The sequence below is a fragment of the Arthrobacter sp. AOP36-A1-22 genome (assembly GCF_052377615.1).
In the GTDB taxonomy this organism is placed as follows: Bacteria; Actinomycetota; Actinomycetes; order Actinomycetales; family Micrococcaceae; genus Arthrobacter_H.
In genome coordinates this window covers 1-19,012 of sequence record NZ_JBQSWX010000017.1, presented here as the reverse complement: position 1 = coordinate 19,012, position 19,012 = coordinate 1, and the positions used below count along the sequence as shown (strand labels likewise).

At 65.8% G+C, this 19,012-nt stretch carries 25 protein-coding genes and 3 tRNA genes; 13 read left to right on the top strand and 15 right to left on the bottom strand.

Annotation, left to right across the window (positions count from 1 at the left end; genetic code table 11):
• Positions 1 to 215 precede the first annotated feature (215 nt).
• On the bottom strand, positions 216 to 587 hold the full coding sequence (locus ACT3S2_RS10950) for a metallopeptidase family protein (RefSeq protein ID WP_444554730.1): 372 nt from the start codon (positions 585 to 587) through the stop codon (positions 216 to 218).
• A gap of 116 nt (positions 588 to 703) precedes the next feature.
• Here ACT3S2_RS10950 and ACT3S2_RS10945 point away from each other — a divergent pair.
• The 8 genes from ACT3S2_RS10945 (at position 704) to ACT3S2_RS10910 (ending at position 3,401) form a co-directional block, all read left to right on the top strand.
• Positions 704 to 776 (top strand) — tRNA-Glu (locus ACT3S2_RS10945).
• Positions 777 to 859: 83 nt separating this feature from the next.
• Positions 860 to 933: transfer RNA gene (locus ACT3S2_RS10940), tRNA-Asp, on the top strand.
• A 54-nt stretch (positions 934 to 987) separates the two neighbouring features.
• Positions 988 to 1,063, top strand: a tRNA-Phe gene (locus tag ACT3S2_RS10935).
• 107 nt (positions 1,064 to 1,170) lie between these two features.
• The gene (locus ACT3S2_RS10930) at positions 1,171 to 1,662 is read left to right on the top strand and encodes an Asp23/Gls24 family envelope stress response protein (protein WP_444554731.1); all 492 of its coding nucleotides are present in this window, start codon (positions 1,171 to 1,173) and stop codon (positions 1,660 to 1,662) included.
• The gene (locus ACT3S2_RS10925) at positions 1,659 to 1,850 is read left to right on the top strand and encodes a hypothetical protein (RefSeq protein WP_444561704.1); all 192 of its coding nucleotides are present in this window, start codon (positions 1,659 to 1,661) and stop codon (positions 1,848 to 1,850) included. Before ACT3S2_RS10930 ends, ACT3S2_RS10925 begins: the two co-directional genes overlap by 4 nt.
• Positions 1,847 to 2,215 (top strand): hypothetical protein, encoded by a 369-nt coding sequence (locus tag ACT3S2_RS10920; RefSeq protein WP_444561703.1) that lies wholly within the window; start codon positions 1,847 to 1,849, stop codon positions 2,213 to 2,215. Before ACT3S2_RS10925 ends, ACT3S2_RS10920 begins: the two co-directional genes overlap by 4 nt.
• Positions 2,212 to 2,790, top strand: a complete 579-nt coding sequence (locus tag ACT3S2_RS10915; protein ID WP_444554734.1) for a DUF6286 domain-containing protein — start codon at positions 2,212 to 2,214, stop codon at positions 2,788 to 2,790. Before ACT3S2_RS10920 ends, ACT3S2_RS10915 begins: the two co-directional genes overlap by 4 nt.
• Positions 2,787 to 3,401 carry a hypothetical protein gene (locus tag ACT3S2_RS10910; RefSeq protein ID WP_444554735.1) on the top strand — a complete coding sequence of 205 codons (615 nt, stop codon included), beginning with the start codon at positions 2,787 to 2,789 and terminating at the stop codon, positions 3,399 to 3,401. The genes ACT3S2_RS10915 and ACT3S2_RS10910 overlap by 4 nt, the downstream gene beginning before the upstream one ends.
• 1 nt (position 3,402) lies before the next feature.
• Here ACT3S2_RS10910 and ACT3S2_RS10905 read toward each other — a convergent pair whose 3' ends face one another.
• The 11 genes from ACT3S2_RS10905 to ACT3S2_RS10855 form a co-directional block, all read right to left on the bottom strand.
• Positions 3,403 to 5,112, bottom strand: coding sequence for a glycoside hydrolase family 13 protein (locus ACT3S2_RS10905; RefSeq protein WP_444561702.1), 1,710 nt, complete (start codon positions 5,110 to 5,112; stop codon positions 3,403 to 3,405).
• A gap of 133 nt (positions 5,113 to 5,245) precedes the next feature.
• Positions 5,246 to 5,638: a hypothetical protein gene (locus ACT3S2_RS10900; protein WP_444561701.1), complete on the bottom strand. Its 393-nt coding sequence runs from the start codon at positions 5,636 to 5,638 to the stop codon at positions 5,246 to 5,248.
• A gap of 63 nt (positions 5,639 to 5,701) precedes the next feature.
• Positions 5,702 to 6,085 carry a hypothetical protein gene (locus ACT3S2_RS10895; protein ID WP_444561700.1) on the bottom strand — a complete coding sequence of 128 codons (384 nt, stop codon included), beginning with the start codon at positions 6,083 to 6,085 and terminating at the stop codon, positions 5,702 to 5,704.
• Entirely contained in the window at positions 6,082 to 6,537 is a 456-nt protein-coding gene (locus ACT3S2_RS10890; RefSeq protein WP_444554738.1) for a hypothetical protein, read from the bottom strand. Before ACT3S2_RS10890 ends, ACT3S2_RS10895 begins: the two co-directional genes overlap by 4 nt.
• The gene (locus tag ACT3S2_RS10885; protein WP_444554739.1) at positions 6,534 to 7,136 is read right to left on the bottom strand and encodes a hypothetical protein; all 603 of its coding nucleotides are present in this window, start codon (positions 7,134 to 7,136) and stop codon (positions 6,534 to 6,536) included. Before ACT3S2_RS10885 ends, ACT3S2_RS10890 begins: the two co-directional genes overlap by 4 nt.
• 2 nt (positions 7,137 to 7,138) lie before the next feature.
• Positions 7,139 to 7,702: a hypothetical protein gene (locus tag ACT3S2_RS10880; RefSeq protein WP_444561699.1), complete on the bottom strand. Its 564-nt coding sequence runs from the start codon at positions 7,700 to 7,702 to the stop codon at positions 7,139 to 7,141.
• A 27-nt stretch (positions 7,703 to 7,729) separates the two neighbouring features.
• A complete protein-coding gene (locus ACT3S2_RS10875; RefSeq protein WP_444554741.1) occupies positions 7,730 to 8,581 on the bottom strand; it encodes a hypothetical protein in 852 nt (283 codons plus the stop codon).
• Positions 8,578 to 9,087 carry a hypothetical protein gene (locus tag ACT3S2_RS10870; protein WP_444561698.1) on the bottom strand — a complete coding sequence of 170 codons (510 nt, stop codon included), beginning with the start codon at positions 9,085 to 9,087 and terminating at the stop codon, positions 8,578 to 8,580. The genes ACT3S2_RS10875 and ACT3S2_RS10870 overlap by 4 nt, the downstream gene beginning before the upstream one ends.
• A gap of 15 nt (positions 9,088 to 9,102) precedes the next feature.
• The gene (locus tag ACT3S2_RS10865) at positions 9,103 to 9,552 is read right to left on the bottom strand and encodes a hypothetical protein (RefSeq protein ID WP_444561697.1); all 450 of its coding nucleotides are present in this window, start codon (positions 9,550 to 9,552) and stop codon (positions 9,103 to 9,105) included.
• 159 nt (positions 9,553 to 9,711) lie between these two features.
• Positions 9,712 to 10,563 (bottom strand): hypothetical protein, encoded by an 852-nt coding sequence (locus tag ACT3S2_RS10860; RefSeq protein ID WP_444554744.1) that lies wholly within the window; start codon positions 10,561 to 10,563, stop codon positions 9,712 to 9,714.
• Complete coding sequence (locus ACT3S2_RS10855; protein WP_444561696.1) at positions 10,564 to 11,367, bottom strand: exodeoxyribonuclease III; 804 nt, start codon at positions 11,365 to 11,367, stop codon at positions 10,564 to 10,566.
• 112 nt (positions 11,368 to 11,479) lie between these two features.
• Here ACT3S2_RS10855 and ACT3S2_RS10850 point away from each other — a divergent pair, with 112 nt between their 5' ends.
• The 5 genes from ACT3S2_RS10850 to mmsB all read left to right on the top strand — a co-directional run bounded on the left by ACT3S2_RS10850 (position 11,480) and on the right by mmsB (position 15,761).
• A complete protein-coding gene (locus ACT3S2_RS10850; RefSeq protein WP_444554746.1) occupies positions 11,480 to 11,845 on the top strand; it encodes a GntR family transcriptional regulator in 366 nt (121 codons plus the stop codon).
• Positions 11,846 to 11,854: 9 nt separating this feature from the next.
• The gene (locus ACT3S2_RS10845; protein ID WP_444554747.1) at positions 11,855 to 12,793 is read left to right on the top strand and encodes an ATP-binding cassette domain-containing protein; all 939 of its coding nucleotides are present in this window, start codon (positions 11,855 to 11,857) and stop codon (positions 12,791 to 12,793) included.
• Positions 12,790 to 13,581 carry a hypothetical protein gene (locus ACT3S2_RS10840; protein ID WP_444554748.1) on the top strand — a complete coding sequence of 264 codons (792 nt, stop codon included), beginning with the start codon at positions 12,790 to 12,792 and terminating at the stop codon, positions 13,579 to 13,581. Before ACT3S2_RS10845 ends, ACT3S2_RS10840 begins: the two co-directional genes overlap by 4 nt.
• A gap of 168 nt (positions 13,582 to 13,749) precedes the next feature.
• Positions 13,750 to 14,841 carry an enoyl-CoA hydratase/isomerase family protein gene (locus tag ACT3S2_RS10835; protein ID WP_444554749.1) on the top strand — a complete coding sequence of 364 codons (1,092 nt, stop codon included), beginning with the start codon at positions 13,750 to 13,752 and terminating at the stop codon, positions 14,839 to 14,841.
• Positions 14,838 to 15,761 carry a 3-hydroxyisobutyrate dehydrogenase gene (mmsB, locus tag ACT3S2_RS10830; RefSeq protein ID WP_444561695.1) on the top strand — a complete coding sequence of 308 codons (924 nt, stop codon included), beginning with the start codon at positions 14,838 to 14,840 and terminating at the stop codon, positions 15,759 to 15,761. Before ACT3S2_RS10835 ends, mmsB begins: the two co-directional genes overlap by 4 nt.
• Positions 15,762 to 15,807: 46 nt before the next feature.
• Here the strand turns inward: mmsB and ACT3S2_RS10825 are convergent, their stop codons facing one another.
• From ACT3S2_RS10825 to nadE, 3 genes are all read right to left on the bottom strand, one after another.
• The gene (locus tag ACT3S2_RS10825; RefSeq protein WP_444554751.1) at positions 15,808 to 16,326 is read right to left on the bottom strand and encodes a MarR family winged helix-turn-helix transcriptional regulator; all 519 of its coding nucleotides are present in this window, start codon (positions 16,324 to 16,326) and stop codon (positions 15,808 to 15,810) included.
• Positions 16,323 to 18,062 (bottom strand): AMP-binding protein, encoded by a 1,740-nt coding sequence (locus tag ACT3S2_RS10820; protein ID WP_444554752.1) that lies wholly within the window; start codon positions 18,060 to 18,062, stop codon positions 16,323 to 16,325. Before ACT3S2_RS10820 ends, ACT3S2_RS10825 begins: the two co-directional genes overlap by 4 nt.
• Before the next feature lie 102 nt (positions 18,063 to 18,164).
• Positions 18,165 to 18,998 carry an ammonia-dependent NAD(+) synthetase gene (nadE, locus tag ACT3S2_RS10815; protein WP_444561694.1) on the bottom strand — a complete coding sequence of 278 codons (834 nt, stop codon included), beginning with the start codon at positions 18,996 to 18,998 and terminating at the stop codon, positions 18,165 to 18,167.
• Positions 18,999 to 19,012 lie beyond the last annotated feature (14 nt).

Sequence of the window (19,012 nt, the reverse complement as noted above, 5' to 3'; positions counted from 1 at the left end):
ACCGAACCGAGCGTCCAACGCGGCCCGCCAGGGCGTGCGTCAGGTCACGGTTAGGTTACTGCTTCACCCGAGACTAGAGGAGAATAGGTAACAGTGGCAACACGAGTCACGTCTTCATCATAAATAACATCCGTGTCATTTCGTTGCATATTCCTCGGCGTTGCGCAAACTTTCGACCGGCCGAGAGGGGGTCCCGGCTCGTGAGGAGGTCTCGATCAGCCCCAGCCCCAATGGTGGAGCGCTTCGTCGTCGATGCCGAAATGATGCGCGATCTCGTGCACCATCGTGATCTGGACCTCGGCGATGACCTCTTCGCGGGACGAGCACGCCGCCAAGGTGTCCTGCTGGAAGATGATGATCCTGTCGGGCAGGGCGCCGGCGCCCCAGCCGTCGTCGCGCTCGGTGAGGGGGATGCCGTCATAAAGTCCCAGCAGCGAGGTCTCCGGGTCCTCGTCCGGCAGCGGGATGTACTTGTCCTCGATGAAAACGACCACGTTGTCCATCATGGCCAGCAGGCGTTCGGGGATGTTGTCCAGTGCCTCGGAGGCGGCGTTCTCGAAATCTTCATCCGACATGCTGTAGGCCATGAGGCGACTCTATCCACTGCGCCGTTCCGGCGGTGAAGGCACGGTTTTGCGCGGGGCGAAAGGTGCCTTATAGTTGATGACGTCGCTGAAGGACTCTTATGTTCGACAGTCGTCCGGCCCCCATCGTCTAGCGGCCTAGGACACCGCCCTTTCACGGCGGCGGCACGGGTTCGAATCCCGTTGGGGGTACGAGCAGGTCCTGATTTCACCAGTATGAAATCATCTGGTATTATTTAGGACTTGTGAAGCGAGGGTAAAACCTTGTGAAACTAGGCCCTGTAGCGCAGCTGGTTAGCGCGCCGCCCTGTCACGGCGGAGGTCGCGGGTTCAAGTCCCGTCAGGGTCGCTTTGATTTTCCTTGTGAGGGAAGATCACGGTGATCATCGCCTAGATGATGCCAGGCTCTGTAGCTCAGTTGGTAGAGCGTTCGACTGAAAATCGAAAGGTCACCGGATCGACGCCGGTCGGAGCCACCAGCTAGAACCCCTCGGGTATCCCGGGGGGTTTTCTGCATCCGTGGTCCTTTCCCACTGACGGTAGGCTGGAGGCGGGTCCGTGCGCTTCGAACGAAAGGCCGTCACCGATGAACCAGCCCGAGCACACCGCCGCGCACCCGGCGACCGCGGGAACGACGACGATCACCGATGCCGCGGCGGCCAAGGTCGCGGCGGGTGCCGCCCGCACCGTCGCCGGCGTTCATTCACTCGGGGTTGGTTCCAACCGGGCCCTGGGGGCGCTCCGTGGTGCCGTGGGTGCCGGGGATGTAGCACAGGGCGTCACCGCGGAAGTCGGTCAGGCCGAGGTGGCCGTGGACATCACGCTGACGGCCGAACACGGCCGTCCACTGCAACGGATCGCCGAGGACGTGAGGGCGGCGGTCTATGCGGCCGTCGACGAGCTGACCGGGTTGCACGTGATTGAAGTGAACATCGAAATCGCCGATGTCTGCGCCCCCGAAGTCCCCGAGCAGGCGGTCCCCGGGCCCGTCGTGCCGGAAATGCCCTCGAGGGCGCCCACCACCGGCTCCGCCTCGATCGTCGACCCCGACACCCCCGGAAGGATGGAGCAGCCATGAACCCCACAGTGCTCGGACTCGCCGTCGCCGCCGTGCTCGGCTGGGCGGCCCTGACCCACGGCTTCGGGGGATTCCTGCTGATGGCCGTCTTCCTGGCTGTCGGCATGCTGGTCGGACGGTTCCTGGATGGCCGTCTTGATATGCGTCGGGTCCGTGACGCCCTGACCGGACGGCGTTCCTCATCGTGAGCGCCGAGACCACCGGCCCCGGGCGGCGCCCCCGGGCCGGACACACCCGGATCAGTACGCAGGCCCTGACCAGTTCCGCCCGGATCATCGCCTCCGAGGTCTTCGACGTGCAGCCGGGAAGCATCAGGGTCTCGCTCAATGACGAATTCGGTGCCTTGGCCCTGCGACTGAGCCTGCCCTTGCCCATTGCCCCGTTGGCCTATGACCGGCCCGCGGGCCTGGACGCCTCCGAATCGGTGATGGGCCGGGCCCGTGATGCCCGGTCCACGGTGCGCGACCGGTTCGTGGAGCTCACCGGCTCCCATGTCAGCAGCGTCGACGTCCGGGTCACCGGCGTCGTCCTGCGCAGAAGGAGGACGTCATGAACGACGACGAACGCCGCAAGCTCCAGTCCCACGAACTGCATAGCGCCCGATCGACCGCTTCCATCATCGCCGCGGTGCTGGTCACCGCGATCTGCCTCTACTTCATGTTCGAGGCGGCGATGAAGTCGCTGGGCCAGGAGGTGTGGATCCGTTCCCCGGGCGAATGGGGTGACTGGCTGACCCGCCTGCCGGAGTCGGCCAACTCCCTGGTGCTCGCTGCCGGTTCGCTGGTGGTGCTGGCCCTGGGATTGTTCTTCCTGCTCCACGGGGTGCTGCCTGGCCGCAGGGCCCGGCACGCGATCCCCAACGAGCGGGCGATCGTGGTCATCGACGACGGCGTGCTCGCCTCCACCCTGGCCCGTCGGGCCCGCACCGAAGCCGGGGTGGCCCCCGAACAGGTCGTGGTGATCGTCAGCCGCAACCACGTCGACGTCCAACTGCGCCCGACCTCCGGCATCGGCATCGACGCCGAGGCGGTCCACGCTGCCGTCCGCGATGAACTGGAGGCCAACCGGATCGACCCGTTCCCCGACGTCAGGATCCAGGTCGCCGAGACGGGGGTGGTCGGACAATGAACCGGACCCCGCGCGCGACCAACCGCATCGTGCTCACCTTCCTGGGCCTGCTCATGACCGGGGTGGGCCTCCACGGGCTGCTCCTGGCAGGCTTCCCCGGCTACGCCTCGGGCTGGCGTGGCCTCGCCGACGAGCTGCGCACCGGCTTCATGCAATTACTGGACAACACCACGCTGGAGGGCCAGCGTGATTCCTGGTTGTGGATCGTGGTCTCGGTGGTGATGATCGCCCTGATCCTGTTGATGATCTGGTGGGCCGCCGTCCAGGGGCAGGGCAAGACCGGGATCTTCGCCCGCGAATACCGTGAGGAAGGGACCCGTGGGGTGGTTGAACTCGCCGCTGCCGTTCCCGAACAAGCCTTCAAGGCCTCCCTGGCGGGACGCCCGGACCTGGTGTCGATATCGGTGACCTCCTGGTCCTCGCCACGGTCCAGCGCCGGGCTGCGGATCAAGGTCCAGCCCCGGCTCGGGGCTGCGCCCTACCGGATTGCCGAGGACCTCTCGGCGCTCGCCGTTGACCTGGACCAGGTGCTCGGCGCCAGTGGCCCGGTGGTCATCCACCTGGCCACCGGCGCCCGCACCCGCATGTCACGGGCCGAACGGGTGCGCTGACCTACTGTTCGGGCACCAGCCACAGCGCGGCATCGGGTTTGAGCAGGCCGTCGTCGGTGCACACTTCCGGAGCGCTGGCGGCCAGCACCGACATCCCCGCGGGGACCTCCACCGGCTTGGTGCCCAGGTTGGCCAGCACCTGCAAGGTGCCGTTGGTGTAGGAGAGCACTCCCTCGGACGGGGCATTGGCCGGCGCCCAGTCCAGCTGACCGCGGCCCAGTTCCCGCTCGGCACGGTGGGAGAGCAACGACCGATACAACTCGAAGGCCGAGCCTTCGACGCCCACCTGCTGGTCTGCCGCGTAGCGGGTGTAGCTTTCGGGCTGCGGCAGCCACGGTTCGGCGGCGCCGGATTCCTGCGTGCCGGCATCGTGGTTGACGGGGGAGAAACCCAGCCCCTCTTCACCGGCGGCCCACGGCATGGGGATGCGGCACCCGTCACGGCCCCGTTCGGCCCCCTCGGTGCGGAAGAAGCTGGGGTCCTGGCGCAGCTGATCGGGCAGCGTGGTGTGTTCGGGCAACGTCAACTCATCGCCCTGGTAGATGTAGGCGGAACCGGGCAGCGCGAACATGATCAGGGCCGCGGCCCGTCCGCGGGCGGCGCCCAGGGCCTCGTCGGGCTGTTCATCCTGGGCGGCGATGCCCTTGGGGAACGAGGTCGGGTCGGTCAGGCCGAAGCGTGAGCAGTGCCGGACCGTATCGTGGTTGGACAGCACCCAGGTCGGCGGTGCGGCCACGACGGCGGCCTCGGCCAGGGTCTCGGTCACGTTCTCCACGATGTTCCGGGCATTCCAGCCGGCCAGCAGGAAGCCGAAGTTGAAGGCCTGCTGCATTTCACCTGCGCGGACGTAGCGGAAGATCCGCTCCATCGGCTCGACCCAGGCTTCCGCGACCATCATGCGGTCGCCGTCGTACTCCGCGAGCACCGCGTTCCACTCCTCGTAGATCGCATGGACGCCCTCCTGATCGAAATACGGTGGGGTGGCGCTGGCTGCGGCCTCCTCGTTGCCCTGGACCATGCTGACCTTCTCCGACCAATCCGGCAGGCCCTCGGCCTTGACCATGCCGTGGGCGACATCAACCCGGAAGCCGTCCACCCCGCGGTCCAGCCAGAAACGCAGGACGGAGCGCATCTCGGCGTGGACCTCTTCGTTCTCCCAGTTCAAATCGGGCTGCTTGGTATCGAAAAGGTGCAGATACCACTGCCCCGGGCTGCCGTCGGCGTTGGTAGTGCGGGTCCAAGCCGGTCCGCCGAATAATGACTGCCAGTTATTGGGCTCCACGTCGCCTGCGGGGCCCTGGCCATCGCGGAAGATATAGCGGTCGCGTTCGGGGGAGCCGGGGGCCGCGGCGAGTGCCTGGCCGAACCAGACATGCGCGTCCGAGGTGTGGTTGGGCACCAGGTCCACGATGATGCGGATGTCTTCGGCGTGGGCCCGGGCCAGCATGTCGTCGAAGTCCTCCAGCGTGCCGAACAAGGGGTCCACCTGACGGTAGTCGGCGACGTCGTAGCCGGCATCGGCCTGCGGGGACTTGTAGAAGGGGGAGAGCCAGACGGCGTTCACCCCCAGCTTCTTCAGGTACCCGATCTTGGAGGCCACTCCACGCAGATCGCCCATGCCGTTCGCGTCGGCATCGGCGAAGGAACGCGGATACACCTGGTAGATGACCGCATCCTGCCACCAGGGGGTGTGCTGGGCGTGCTTGGACATGGAACTCCTCAGGGGGTCTTTGCCGGGATCCGGACAGTGGGTATCAGAGACGAATGAATCGTCTCCAGCCTAATGCAGGCCCGGGGGCCGGCAGGTGCCCCGGACCGACGCGGGGCCCCGTTCGGGGACGGGTCTAGAGCAGATGCACCGGCCGCGTGAAGAGCATTGCCTGGATCCTGTCCTCGATCTGGTCCAGAACCACGCTGGAACCCATGGGGACCAGGAGCATGCTGTGCTCGTCGGGCTGTGCCAGCCGGTATTGACCGCGCCGTCCCGCGTGGACGTAGGTCAGGGACTCCAGGCTGCCGTCCTGGCCGACGCCGTCGAAACTCCAAATCATCCACGGTTCCGTCCACGCGTCCCGGAACGCTTCGTTGGCAGCGTCCGGGGCGGGAGGTGGGGCGTTGCGCATGACCTTCGCGTCGAGGATGTCCATGCCCATGGAGTCGGGTTCCAGGGCCAGATTCCAGGCCGGGCCGATACCCAGCCAGCGCAGGATGTGCGTACTGAGATCCGGCAGGGGCACCAGCTCTACGTTGAAAAGCTCGTCGTCAGGCCGCTGCTGAGCTGGATCGAATTGACCGTCGTTCTAGGCGGAGCCGGCAATGACCAGCGCCATCTCGTCGTTGGCCCAGATCTGCAGTAGTTCCTGGCGGCCATCATGGAGCGCCGAGACCCGGAACGTGAAGGGCGAATCACGCATCAAGGCGTTGACCGCCTGTCCGCGTCTGGTCAGCTTGTTGCCGTCGACCAGGGCAGCAGCCTCCAGCTCTTTGACCTCGGCGGCGCGGATGAAGCGCTGGAGGAGACCGATGACTGGATCCTGCCCGCGGCCCGACAGGAACTCGATCGATTTTCCGTTGAGCCATGACCCCTCGTAGTGGAAAGGCTGGTGTGAGGCCACGGCGGTCAGGTCCGGCAGAGGGGTTCCGTAGCTGGTTGCCGTGGCCGCATCGGGGACGAAGGTACTCATACGGCGGCCTCCATCGCCGTGGTCGACCGGGCGATCTGCTCGAAGATCTCGGAGAAGGCGGGCCAATCGGAGACGGCACACGTCGTGGTGACCTGGAGTGCGAGCCCGTTTTGGATGGTGAGGAAGTCGCAGGCCCGAACCCGCAGCCGGTCGTCAGGGGATTGGTGCGTGTAGTGGATCACCCGGCCGGGGACGTCCCATAGGCGGACGTCGACGATGAAGGAATTCACCAGGTGGTCCGTGAGGCCATCGATGGCCCGTACTGCGAGCTTATCCAACGTGTCGTCGAACGGGGCCACGGTTACTACGAGGTTCGGTGCGAACCGTCCGGCCGGGCCAGGCAGGTAGGCCAGGAGCTCGGTTCCCTCCCGGACCGATCCGCTGACCCATGCCGCAGGGATCCTGAATGAAGCTCTACCGGTTCGACCGGTGATCGGCTGATCGGATGTCATGATTCCGTCATGTCCTGATCTTGGCGATCCTTCCATGGCGGCACGAAAGCGTTCTGGCGCCCGGAAGCGTACAGCCGGCACGCCCTGACATTGCGGAGGCGACGACGGCGCAGGCTACTGTCGGCAGGCATTGCCTCAAAGGCAGCAATCTCTTCATCCGTGAAGGGGATGGCGCGCGATTCATCCTCCCGTCGACGTTCCCAATCGCGGTTCCAGCGGGGGGTCGCCCGGAGCGGCCACCAGAGGAACGACACGATTCCTGCCAGCCACGGGCCCCAAAAAATCGGGAGGGTCCACCACAGCTGGCGCATGCGCTCGTCATTGGCCGCTTCGAAATAAATGGTCGGCAACATCATCGTCAGGGCAGTAGCGAAGCACAACAACATATAGGGCCACTTATGCCTGGTCTGGAACCACGTCAGCGGAACGTTGATGACGCCGGGAGCCAATACCCACGATCGCCAGTTTCCATGCAGTGCCTTCAGTGCCGGGTATGCCAGGCCGAAGATGATCAACAGGATCATCACGGTGCCGATGATCAGATTGGGGGTATAGATGAAGTTGAGCCAGACTTCTGCCGGGTCGGTGGTTACTTCCATGATTATGCTGTCTCCTCGGACAAATCCCCGTGACACGTTTCAGCGGCTCCTCCGGGCGTCGGGAGCCCACGGAGGATTTCCGCGCAGCGCTCGATGTCAGCCAGTTGCTTTGCCCGCTTCTTCGACGGCTCCTTGGCCTGCACGATGGCCACTTCCTCTTCCATCCAGGGATTGGTTTCTCGGGTGCCACCGGCCTGGCCCCAGGAGCGGTACCACCGCGGGCTCAGCCACAGGGGCCACCAGGCAAAGGAGAGGATGACGAACGCCCAGGGAGCGAAGAATAGATCCCACACGGTTTGGCGGGCCCGTTCCCATCCCAAGACTTCCGCGGGGAGGGAGAGCAGCGCGATCCCCAACGATACGGAGGCGGCAGCAAACATGAAGGGCCAGGCGTTGCGCGAGGATATCTGGAAGGGGATGCTCGGAGCCAACACCCAGCTGCGCCATCTACCGTTTAACGCCTTGCGGGCGACCTGGGTCGGAATCCACCACAGTGCCAGCACGACGAGCACGAAAACCCAAAAAGCCGGCCAAAAGAGCAAATGCCAGTTGGCGTCTTCAATCATTCAAGGATCCTATCGTTTTGGGCCCCGTCAGGGCAGGACGGGGTCTCGTTGGAACACCATGGCCTGGAGGCGGTCCTCGATTTGGTCGAAGACATAGGTCGAACCAGTGGGGATCAGCATGACCGACTCGCTTTCCTGCTGGGCCAAGCGGTGCTGGCCCCGACGACCGGCCGTCAGGTAGGTCAAGGGGTCCAGATCGCCGGCCGGGCAACTGCCCTCGAGACTCCAGAGCATCCACTTCTCCCGCCACGCATCCTGGAGTACATCGTTGGCATCGTCCGGGACAGCCGAGGACCCGTTCATTTGGTCTTCTATCGCGGTCATGGGGATTTCAACGGGGAGGAGGTCGAAGTTCCATGCCGGAGCGAGGCCCACCCACTTGGCCATCAGCGTCGAGAGATCCAGCAGGGGGACCACACGGATGTTGACGTGGGCCGGGGTCGGCTGTTCAACGAATTCCGGGTTGCCGGCGGCATGATACCCAGGCTGGGTGATGATGAGGGCCATCTGCTCCGAGGCCCAGCATTGGAACAGGTACTCGTGATTCTCGATGAGCCCGGAGAGACGGAAGGAAGCCTCGGCTTCATTCATGACCGCGACGAGAAGCTGCCCACCGGAGGTGAGTTCGTTTCCCGAGACCAGCTCTGCCTCCCGCAGCTCTTCCAGCTGGGACCGCTGGAGCCTCTGCTGCAAGCGGCCGGGACGATAACCGCCCACCATCTTCATCAGAAGCTCGACGGCACCGCTGTGGACCCATGCTCCATCGTAGGAAAAGGGCTGCTGGGTACCGATTTCGCCCAGATCGGGCAGGGGCGCCCGTAACGCTGCTTGGGCAACGGGGTCGGTGCCGCTGAAGTAGATGGTGTCTTTCCCGGTCATGATGCGCCTTCTGTTGAGGTGGACACGGAACGGGCCATGGTTCCAAGCGTGGGTTCGAAGATCGGCCACTGGGCGGTGGTGGTCGTTCCAGTCACCTGGATGGCCAGACCCGAGTCGATGAACAGCCACTCCGCGGAGCGCAGGGTTGCTCTCGTTTGGGTTGATTCGTGGGTGTAGGCGATGGTTCGACCCATCGACAGTACGTCCAGATCATCGACGGACGGGACGGAGTCATCGTCAAGGGATTGTTCCTTGTCCCAGATCCTGACGTCGAACAGGTAGGGCTTCTGGAGGGTCGTCGTGAGGCCGTGGACGGCGCGGTCGAGGAACTCGTCGTTGGTGCCGTCGAACGGGTTCACGGTCACGATCAGGTTGGGCGCGAAGGTCCCTTCAGGACCAGCCAGGTAGGCGAAGAGTTCGAATTCGTCGCGGATGGATTCTGCTTGCCAGGGTTCTTCGAGGACCAGCGTCGCACGTCCGGTGCGGCCCGGGATCTTGGTTTCCATGATGGTGGCTCCTGCCTAGCGGGGGACGGGTTGGTCGGAGGCCTGTGCGCTGTAGCTGCGGCAGGCCTCGATGTTCTTTTCCAGCCGGCGTCGACGCTTGCCTTCGGGTAGACGCCGGACAGCGGCGATATCGGATTCGGTGAACGCCATGATGCTTCGCTTGCCTCCGGCCCGGCGCCAGGTGCGGTACCAAGCGGGTCCGAATGATTTGGGCCACCAGAAGATTCCCACGATGGCTCCGATCCAGGGGATCCAGAAGGGGCCGTTCCACATGAATTTCCGGGCTGCCTCCCAACCCAGTGCCTCGAAGACCAGGGATGGCATGACCACGACGATGGCCAGGCCCATGGACAGCAGGATGAAGGGCCACGTATTGGTCAACGAAGCCTGCCATGGCAGGTATGGGGGAGCATTGACCCAGGAGCGCCAGCTGCCTTTCAACGCGCGGTAGGCCGGATAGATCAAGCACTAGGCAAATGCGCCGATCAGGGGAATCCCGAAGACGATCGCGTCGCTGTACATCCAGGCGGTCCCGGAGCCCCCCGTCATACGCGGGCACCCGTGGAAAATCGGTTCGTTTGAATAAACACGGGGTTAGCCTATCGAAAGTTTTCCGGCGGCGCGTCAGTTGGCGCGGGCGAGCTGACGGACCTTCAGCCACCTGTTGGTCAGGCGACGGTAGGCGGCGGCCGCCCCGAGCATGTCCTGCTCGGACAAGGATTCGATGCCATGCCGCAGGTCCTGGGGGGAGTCATCGGGCCATACGCGTTCGGCGATCGATCCGTAATCCAACTCGATGATCGAGTCCTCGTGGAAGAGGTGCAGCCATTCATCCAGGGCGGTGAGCTCGTCCAGGATCTCCAGTTCCGGTGCGTGGAGGGCCAGCGAGGCCGCCGCATGGCGGGTGCGCTCCAGGACCTGGACGGCCGGGGCGCTGAGCCGGACCGTCAACAAGGTGGTGCCGTCCTCTTCGAGTTCACAGTGGTCCTCGTCCGTGATCAGGACGAACCACCCCAACGGGATGCCCCAGGTCGCGCTGCGGGTGTGGAGCGAAGCGACGTCCCCGGCGAAGGCTTCGGAGCCGATGCGGCCGGCGTTCGCCCCCCGGGCGGCGTCGGGGACCAGAAGTTCCAACAGGGCCGGGCGCATGCTGGAATCGAGTTGCTCGGCAGCCAAGGTCGCCCGGGTCGGTAGCTGGTCCGGGCAATAGTACGGTGCCGTCAACCCGTCGGCCCCGGGGTAGTGCAGCTCCCGGTACCGTTCGGCCTGTTCGTGGGGGAACGGGTCGGGAACACCGCGGGTCAACCGTTCCAGGGCTTCGGCGGCCGCCCGTTCCTCGAAGGCGGTGCGTCCCACGCCGCGTTGGGCCGCAATGGCCAGTTGGGCTTCGTCGTCGTAGGCGCGTAATGGCTCGAAGACCCGCAGATACGACGTCGGGGGAAGCCGACGCCGCGCCTGTGTCCCCGTCTGTGTCATCTAATCCAGCTCCACGACCACGGGGGCATGTTCGGAAGCGCCCTTGCCCTTGCGCTCCTCGCGGTCGATCCAGGCCCCGGTCACCCGTTGGGCCAGGGCCGGGGAGGCCAGGGTGAAGTCGATGCGCATGCCCTCCTTCTTGGGGAAGCGCAGCTTCGTGTAGTCCCAGTAGGTGTAGACGCCCGGGCCGGGGGTGTGCGGGCGGACGACGTCGGAGAAGCCGGCCTGAACGAAGGCCTCGAAGGCTGCTCGTTCGGGGCCTGAGACGTGGGTCAGCTCATTGTCGTGGAAGTAGTCGATGTCCCAGACGTCCTCGTCCAAGGGGGCGATGTTCCAGTCACCCATCAGGGCGACCTGCGCCTGGGGATCATCGGCGATCCAGCCGGCGGCGTTTTCCTTGAGCCGGCGCAGCCACTCGAGCTTATAGGGCATGTGTTCGTCCTGCAGGGCGCGGCCGTTGGGGACGTAGAGGCTCCAGATTCGTACGCCGTTGCAGGTGGCGCCGATGGCCCGGGCCTCCTGGACCGGATCCTTGCCGCCCTTGCCGAAGGTCGGCTGGTCGGGGAACGTCCGCTCGACGTCGTCGAGTCCGACCCGGGAGGCGATGGCCACCCCGTTCCACTGGCTGAACCCGAAGTGGGCGACTTCGTAGCCGTTGTTCTCGAACAGTTCCCACGGGAAGTTCTCGTCCTTGCATTTGGTCTCCTGGATGGCCAGCACGTCGGCGTCGGTGCGGCGCAGCCAGTCTTCCACGCGGTCGGCGCGGGCTCGGAGGGAGTTCACGTTCCAGGTAGCAATCTTCACGACTCCAACCTATCAATCCGGGGCCGTTCCGGGCGCAGGGGTTGACGAGCGGAAAACGAGGTGCTTTGGTTAGTTACATGACCAATGAACCAACCAACGGGCGGTGAGCGCGATGGACGATTCCAAGCCGATCTTCATCCAGCTCGCCGAGGAGATCGAGGGCCGGATCCTCGAAGGAACCTACCCGGAGGGGACCCAGGTCCCCTCGACCAACGAATTCGCGGCATTCATGCGGATCAACCCGGCGACCGCCGGAAAAGGGCTGAACCGGCTCGTCGACGCCGGGATCCTGCACAAAAGAAGAGGTATCGGCATGTTCGTAGCCACCGGGGCCCTCGACCGGCTCAGGTCCGTCCGGCGCGAGGCCTTCGGGGACCAGTACCTCTCACCACTGATCGACGAGGCCGCACGACTGGGCATCGATTCCGACGAACTCATTGCGATGATCGGCCACCGTGCCGCCGTCGCGGGAAAGTGAGGCGCGATCATGAGTCTCGCCATTGAAACCACCGACCTGACGAAGGTCTACCGTCACACCGCCGCGCTGGATCATGTCAGCCTCGGCATCGAAAAGAACACCATCTGTGGCCTGCTGGGCCGCAACGGAGCCGGGAAGACGACCTTGATGTCCATCCTGGCCGGCCAGGAACTCAAGACCTCGGGCCAGGCCCGGGTGCTGGGAGCGGACCCCTTCGAAAATGCCGCGGTGCTGGCCCAACTCAGCTTCGCGCGGGAGAACCAGAAATATCCCGAGGAGTTCAAGGTCTCCCACGTGTTGCGCACGGCCCCCTGGTTCTACGCCGGCTGGGATGCCGGGTTTGCCCGGCGCCTGATCGGGGAATTCCGGCTACCGCTGAAGACGCCGATCAAGAAGCTCTCCCGCGGGCAGCTCTCCGCAGTGGCCATCGTCGTGGGCCTGGCATCCCGGGCACCTGTCACCTTTTTCGACGAGCCCTACCTCGGGCTCGACGCGACGGCCCGCGGCATCTTCTACGACCTCCTGCTTCAGGACTACATGGAGCATCCACGCACCATCCTCATGTCCACGCACCTGATCGATGAGGCCGCGAACCTGCTCGAGCACGTCGTGGTCCTGCAGGATGGCCGCAAGATCCTGGACTCCTCCGTGGAGGAGGCCACCGCCTCGGCCTTCACCCTCTCCGGTACGGCGACTGCCGTCGCCGAGGCGACCGGGCCCCGGAAGGTCCTGCGCACCCAGGCCCTGGGAGGCCTGCGCTCGGTGACGATCGCCGGGATCCCCGACGAACGTCTATACGCCGATGCGCGGGCCGGCGGGCTAGAGGTCGGCCCGGTGAGCCTGCAGGAACTCGTGGCTGCCCACGGGCTCCTTGAAGGCGGGGAGCCGGCCGCCGTGGCCCACCCAGCAGAGAAGGACCAGACCGAGGCCAAGGAGGCCCTCCGATGAGCATCACCCAGCCGCGCCCCGTGGCGGGCGCACCGTCCGCGCAGCCCACCCTGCCCACGCAGCGACCCGTCGGGGCCCTGATGAAGATCGTGCGCCTGCATTTTGCGGACCCGATGCGCATGATCGGGGTCCCGCTGTTCATCTTCGGCAGCATCATCGTGCTGTGCATCGTCGTCATGGGCTTATTGCGTTCCTTTGCGCCGGCTTCCCCTGCGGAACTGACCGAGGGGTTCGGCTACAACCAGGCGACCTTGTGGTGCTTTGCCGGGTACTTCGTGAGCATCGGCGTCATGGCCTACTCCCGTACCATGCCCTTTGCCCTGGGGATGGGTTCCACGCGGCGGCAGTACTTCGTCGGCACCTGCCTGGCACTCCTCCTGGAGTCCGTCTTCATCGGGGTGACGATGACCGTGCTGCTGGCGCTGGAGAAGGCCACCGGCCACTGGTTCAATGGGGCCCGGGTCTTCGATGTGGTGGCCATCGGGAACGGGAGCTATTCGAGCACCTTCCTGATGGGGTTCGGGCTCAGCGCCGCGATGTTGTTCATCGGGGCGATGTTCGCCGTCGTATTCCTGCGCTGGAACCAGAAGGGCGTCATCGCGGTCATCTTCGGCACGGTGGCGGTCCTCCTGGCGTTGATCTGGTTGCTTCTGGCGGCCGGGGTGAATCCCTTCGGCTGGTTCGAGGGGGCGACCTTCGCGAAGATCGCCCTGATCATGATCCTCGTGGCGCTGATCAGCGCCACCGGCAGCTGGCTGATGCTACGCCGGGCCCCGGTGGGACGATAGCCCCCGGCGGATGGGTGCTCCCTAGAAATTCCTAGGATGTCCGAGTACCTTGGAGTCCGAGTGACCTGGACCATGGTCGATTATGCCGGTCCGGGTCAACGAACTGCCACCCGACGCTGGGCCGGAGGAAGACCGCCGCACCAGCGCCGCACCGCCGGAAGGACAACCATGAGCGACGCCCCCACCGAACCCGAGGTCCTGTTCGAGGTCCGAGGAACGCTGGGCATCATCACCCTGAACCGACCGAGGGCCGTCAACGCGCTGACCCACGGGATGGTCGAAGCAACCCTGGCCCAGCTCACCGCCTGGAGCGACGACGACGCGGTGGTGTCCGTGATGATCGCCGGCGCCGGTGACCGCGGCCTCTGCGCAGGGGGCGACATCGTGGCCATCTACCGTGACATCCCCGAAGGCGGGGCCGGCACCGCAGCCTTCTGGCGCACCGAATACCGGCTCAATGCGCTGATCCGCAACTACCCCAAACCCTTCATCGCCTTCATGGACGGACTGGTCCTCGGTGGCGGGGTGGGTATCTCGGCGCACGGCAGCCACCGGATCGTCACCGAACGCACCCGCAGCGGGATGCCCGAAACGACCATCGGCTTCGTCCCCGACGTCGGAGGGCTCCACCTGCTCTCCCGGGCCCCGGGGGAAGCGGGAACCCACGCCGCGCTGACCAGCTCCCACCTCGATGCGGCCGACGCCCTGTTCCTGGGGTTGGCCGATTCCTACGTCCCCTCCGGCCAGCTCGACGAGTTGGCCACCGCACTGGAAACCGCAGGCCAGGGGGACGACGTCGATGGGATCATCGGGCGGTTCGCCCAGGCGGCGCCGGATTCGGCGCTCGCCGGCGAATCCACCTGGATGGCCAAGGACTACGCCGGGGACTCGATCGAACGGATCCTGGGACGCCTGCGCATCCGTGGAGGCCACGGCGCCGAAGCCGCCGAATTGATCGCCGCGAAGTCGCCGACGGCCGTGAAGACCACGTTGGCGGCACTGCGCCGGGCCGTCGGGCTGTCGAGCCTGGAGGAGGCCCTGGACCAGGACTACCGGGTCGGTGTGCGCATGCTCGCCTCCCCTGACTTCCTCGAGGGCATCCGGGCCCAGGTCATCGACAAGGACCGCCAGCCGAAGTGGAGTCCGGCCAACTTCGAACAGATCAGCCCGGAAATGATCCGGGACTACTTCGAGCCGCTCGGCCCGGACGAACAAGGCGGTGAGCTCGGACTCGCCGCCGACGCGAAGGAGCGTGCATGATGACCACGGAAACCGGAACGATTGCCTTTCTCGGGCTCGGGCACATGGGTGCTCCCATGGCGAAGAACCTGGTGCAGGCCGGCTACGACGTCCGGGCCTTCGACGTGGTCCCTGCCGCCGTCGAGGCCATCTCCGCCTCCGGGGTGCCGACCGCCTCCTCGGCGATCGAGGCCGTCCGCGGGGCCTCGGTGGTCCTGACCATGTTCCCCGGTGGACAGCAGCTGCTCGACGCCTATCGTGGGGTCGACGGGCCCGGCCTGCTCGACTCCGTCGACGCGGACACCGTGTTCCTGGACTGCTCGACCATCAATGTCGACGACGCCCGTGAAGCCGCCGGGCTGGCCGTGGAGGCCGGACACCGCAGTGTCGACGCCCCGGTCTCCGGTGGGGTGGTCGGCGCCGAAGCCGGGACCCTGACGTTCATGATCGGTGCCCTGGAAGCGGACCTGGAATCGGTTCGTCCGCTCCTGGAGGTCATGGGCGGGAAGCTGGTCCACTGCGGGGATCATGGGGCCGGGCAGGCGGCGAAGGTCTGCAACAACATGATCCTGGGCGTGAGCATGATCGCCGCCTCGGAGGCCTTCGTCCTGGGCGAGAAGCTGGGGCTGAGCAACCAGGCGCTCTACGACGTCGTCTCCACGGCCTCGGGCCAATGCTGGGCCGTGACGACGAACTGCCCGGTCCCCGGTCCGGTGCCGACCAGCCCGGCGAACCGCGACTACGAACCCGGATTCGCCGGGGCGCTGATGGCCAAGGACCTGGGCCTGGCGATGAGCGCCATCGAAAGCACCGGGGTCGCCGCCGAACTCGGGCCGATGGCCGCACGGATCTACGAGCGATTCCGCGACGAGGGTGGTGCCGGCCGTGATTTCTCCGGCATCATCACCGGGATCCGCGACCGCTCCCACGGGTCCGACTGACCCGCGGGTCCCGAGCGCGACGATCACGGCCCTCTGACAGCAACTGTCAGGGGGCCGTTTCCGCCTCGAAGTCACCGGCGTCGCGACGGAAGCGGCCGAGGATCTCGATCAGTTCGTTGATATCCGCGGCCGACATCCCCGGATTCGAGAACACCACGGAGTTCAGTTGCGCCGTCGACTGCGCTGCCACGTCCCGACCGCGATCGGTCAGCGAGACCAGGGTCGTCCTGCCGTCGGTGGGGTGCGGGCTGCGTTCGACGAAGCCGGCCCGCTCGAGCCGGTCCACTGCGTTGGTGACCGACGTCGGGTGGACCTGCAGCAGGGCACTGACCTTGACCATGGGCAGGGAACCGGTCCGCGAGAACCACAGCAGGGCCAGCAACTCGTAGCGGGCGAAGGTCAGCCCGAAGGGCTTGACCACGGCCTCGCAGCGGTGCAGCAGGATCTGCTGGGCGCGCATGACCGCGGTGAAGGCGGCCATCGGCGCCGCCTCGACGGTCCACCCCTGGCCCTCCCAGTTGTGTTGGGCCGTGGCAATGGGGTCGAACGGGAGTGGAGGCTTCATCCCCGCGCCTTCAGGGACGGGAAATCGGTGTCCGTGTATTCCACTCCCAGCCCCTGCGGAGGGGTGTCCGAGCCGTGGCGCAGCTCTTCGTTGCGGCGCAGCTCGACCCGGCGGATCTTCCCCGAGATGGTCTTGGGCAGTTCAGCGAATTCCAGCCGGCGGATCCGCTTGAACGCCGGGAGATGCTCCCGGCAGTAGCCCAGGATGTCCTCCGCCGTCGTGGCGTCGGCGGCGTAACTGGCCGCCAGGACGACGTAGGCCTTGGGCACGTTGAGCTTCATCGGCTCCGGTGAGGGCACGACGGCGGCCTCGGCGACCGCGGGGTGCTCGATGAGCACCGACTCCAGTTCGAAGGGGCTGAGCCGGTAGTCGCTGGACTTGAAGACGTCATCGCCGCGGCCGACGTAGGTGATGATCCCGCGCTCATCCCGTTCGGCGACATCCCCGGTGTGGTAATACCCGTCGCGGAAGGCGGCTGCCGTCTTCTCCTGATCGCCGTAGTAGGCCTTCATCAACCCCAACGGCCGGGGGTCCAGGCGCAGGCAGATCTCCCCGAAATCGCCTTCTTCGCCGGTGGCCTGGTCGACCAGGACGACGTCGTAACCGGGCAGGGGGGTGCCCATGGCACCGATCTTCATCGGCTGGCCCGGGCAGTTGGCGATCTGCACGGTGGTCTCCGTCTGGCCGAAGCCATCCCGGATCTGTTGGCCCCAGGCGCGGTGGACCTGGTCGATCACTTCGGCGTTGAGCGGTTCCCCGGCGGAGACGACCTTCGTCGGCGGGGTCTTCAGCCGGGTCAGATCCGCCTGGATGAGTAGACGCCAGACCGTGGGCGGGGCGCAGAAGCTGGTGACCTGCTCGGCCTCCATCTGATCCATCAGGGCCGCCGGGTCGAATTTGTCGTAGTTGTAGATGAAGACGGTCGCCTCGGCGATCCACGGGGTGAAGACATTCGACCACGCATGCTTGGCCCAACCGGGGGAGGCGACATTGAGGTGCACGTCGCCGGGTTCCAAGCCGATCCAGTACATCGTCGAAAGGTGCCCGACCGGGTAGGAGGTATGGGTATGCTCGACCAGCTTGGCCTTCGAGGTGGTCCCGGAGGTGAAATACAGCAGCAGCGTCTCGTCACCACGGGTGGGTACGTCAGCGGTGAAGCCGGTCGGCGCCGTGGTCGACGCCGAATACGGCAGCACCTCCGGGGCTCCCGCTGCGGTGGGGGCGGGGGCGTCCCCGATGGCGATCAACCGGTAGTCCCCGGGCACGTCGGCGAATTTGGGCAGATCGGTGGTGCCGGCGATGGCCCAGCTGGCGCCACCGCGTTCGACCCGGTCCGCCAGATCGGCAGGCCCCATCTGGGTGGTGGTCGGGATCATGACGATGCCCAGCTTGATGGCCGCCAGCATGATCTCCCACAACTCCACCTGGTTGCCCAGCATCAGGATCGCCTTGTCGCCGCGGGAGAAGCCCACGCTGCGCATCCAGTTGGCGACCTGGCCGGAGCGTTCGGATAGCTCGGCCCAGGTCCTGCGGGTGGAGGAGCCGTCCTTCTCGACGATGATCAACGCCGGGGTGTCGGCCCGTTCCCTGGTGGCGGCGACGGCGTCGAACCAATCCAGCCCGAAGTTGAATTCGGCGAACTCGGGCCAACGGAATTCCTTCCGGGCCTTGGCCTGGTCCCCCCGCAGGGAGACGAGGCGGTCGCGGGCTTCACGGAACTGGTCGGTGACGGTCATGTTCCACCTTTCGTCGGGGCGCCGGGGCCATCCCCGACGAGGCGTTCCCCAAAATATACGTGGACATCCTACTGCTTGGAAGGGTTGTGGAGGATCCGTCCTTCAGTCGGCGCCTCGGGTCCACCAATCATCGAGAAGTGACACGGGGGTGGTGCGTTTATGACGGCTGCGCAGGAACCGGGTCTCGATGGCTTCGGCGACGGCCTCCGGCACCGGACGTCCTTCGAGGTAGTCGTCGATGTCGTCATAGGCCAGGCCCAATTCGTCCTCGTCGGTGCGCAGCGGGGTCCCGTCCAGCAGATCCGCCGTCGGGGGTTTGGCCCAGAGCCGCTCGCTGGCCCCCAGATGGCGCAGCAGTTGGCGGTTCTGCCGCTTATCCAGTCCGTACAACGGCAGGAGGTCGGCCGCCCCGTCGCCGAATTTCGTGAAGAACCCGGTGACCGATTCGGCCGCATGGTCGGTGCCGATGACCAGATGCCCGTGTTGGCCGGCCAACGCGTACTGGGCGGTCATGCGTAGCCGGGCCTTGATATTGCCCTTGGTGAAGTCGCTGATCGTTTCGCTCGTGGTCTTCACATATTCCGCGGCCAGGGCGTCGACCCCGGGCTTGATGTCATAGGTCCAGGCGGTCTTCGGGGCGATGAACTCCATCGCCGCCGCGGCGTCGTCCTCATCGGTCTGGGTGCCGTAGGGCAGGCGGACTGCCACGAAATCCACGTCGTCCCCGTCCCGGGCCGCGGCCTCTACGGCCAATTGCGCCAAACGTCCGGCGAGGGTGGAATCCAGGCCTCCCGAGATGCCCAGCACGAAGCCCCTGGTGCCGGTGGCCTCCAGGTAGTCCCGCAGGAACGCCACCCGCCGCGTGACCTCTTCCTGCGGGTCGATGGTGGCCTTGACGCCCATTTCACTGATGATCCGTGCCTGCATATCGCGCATGGAATCAGCCTAGC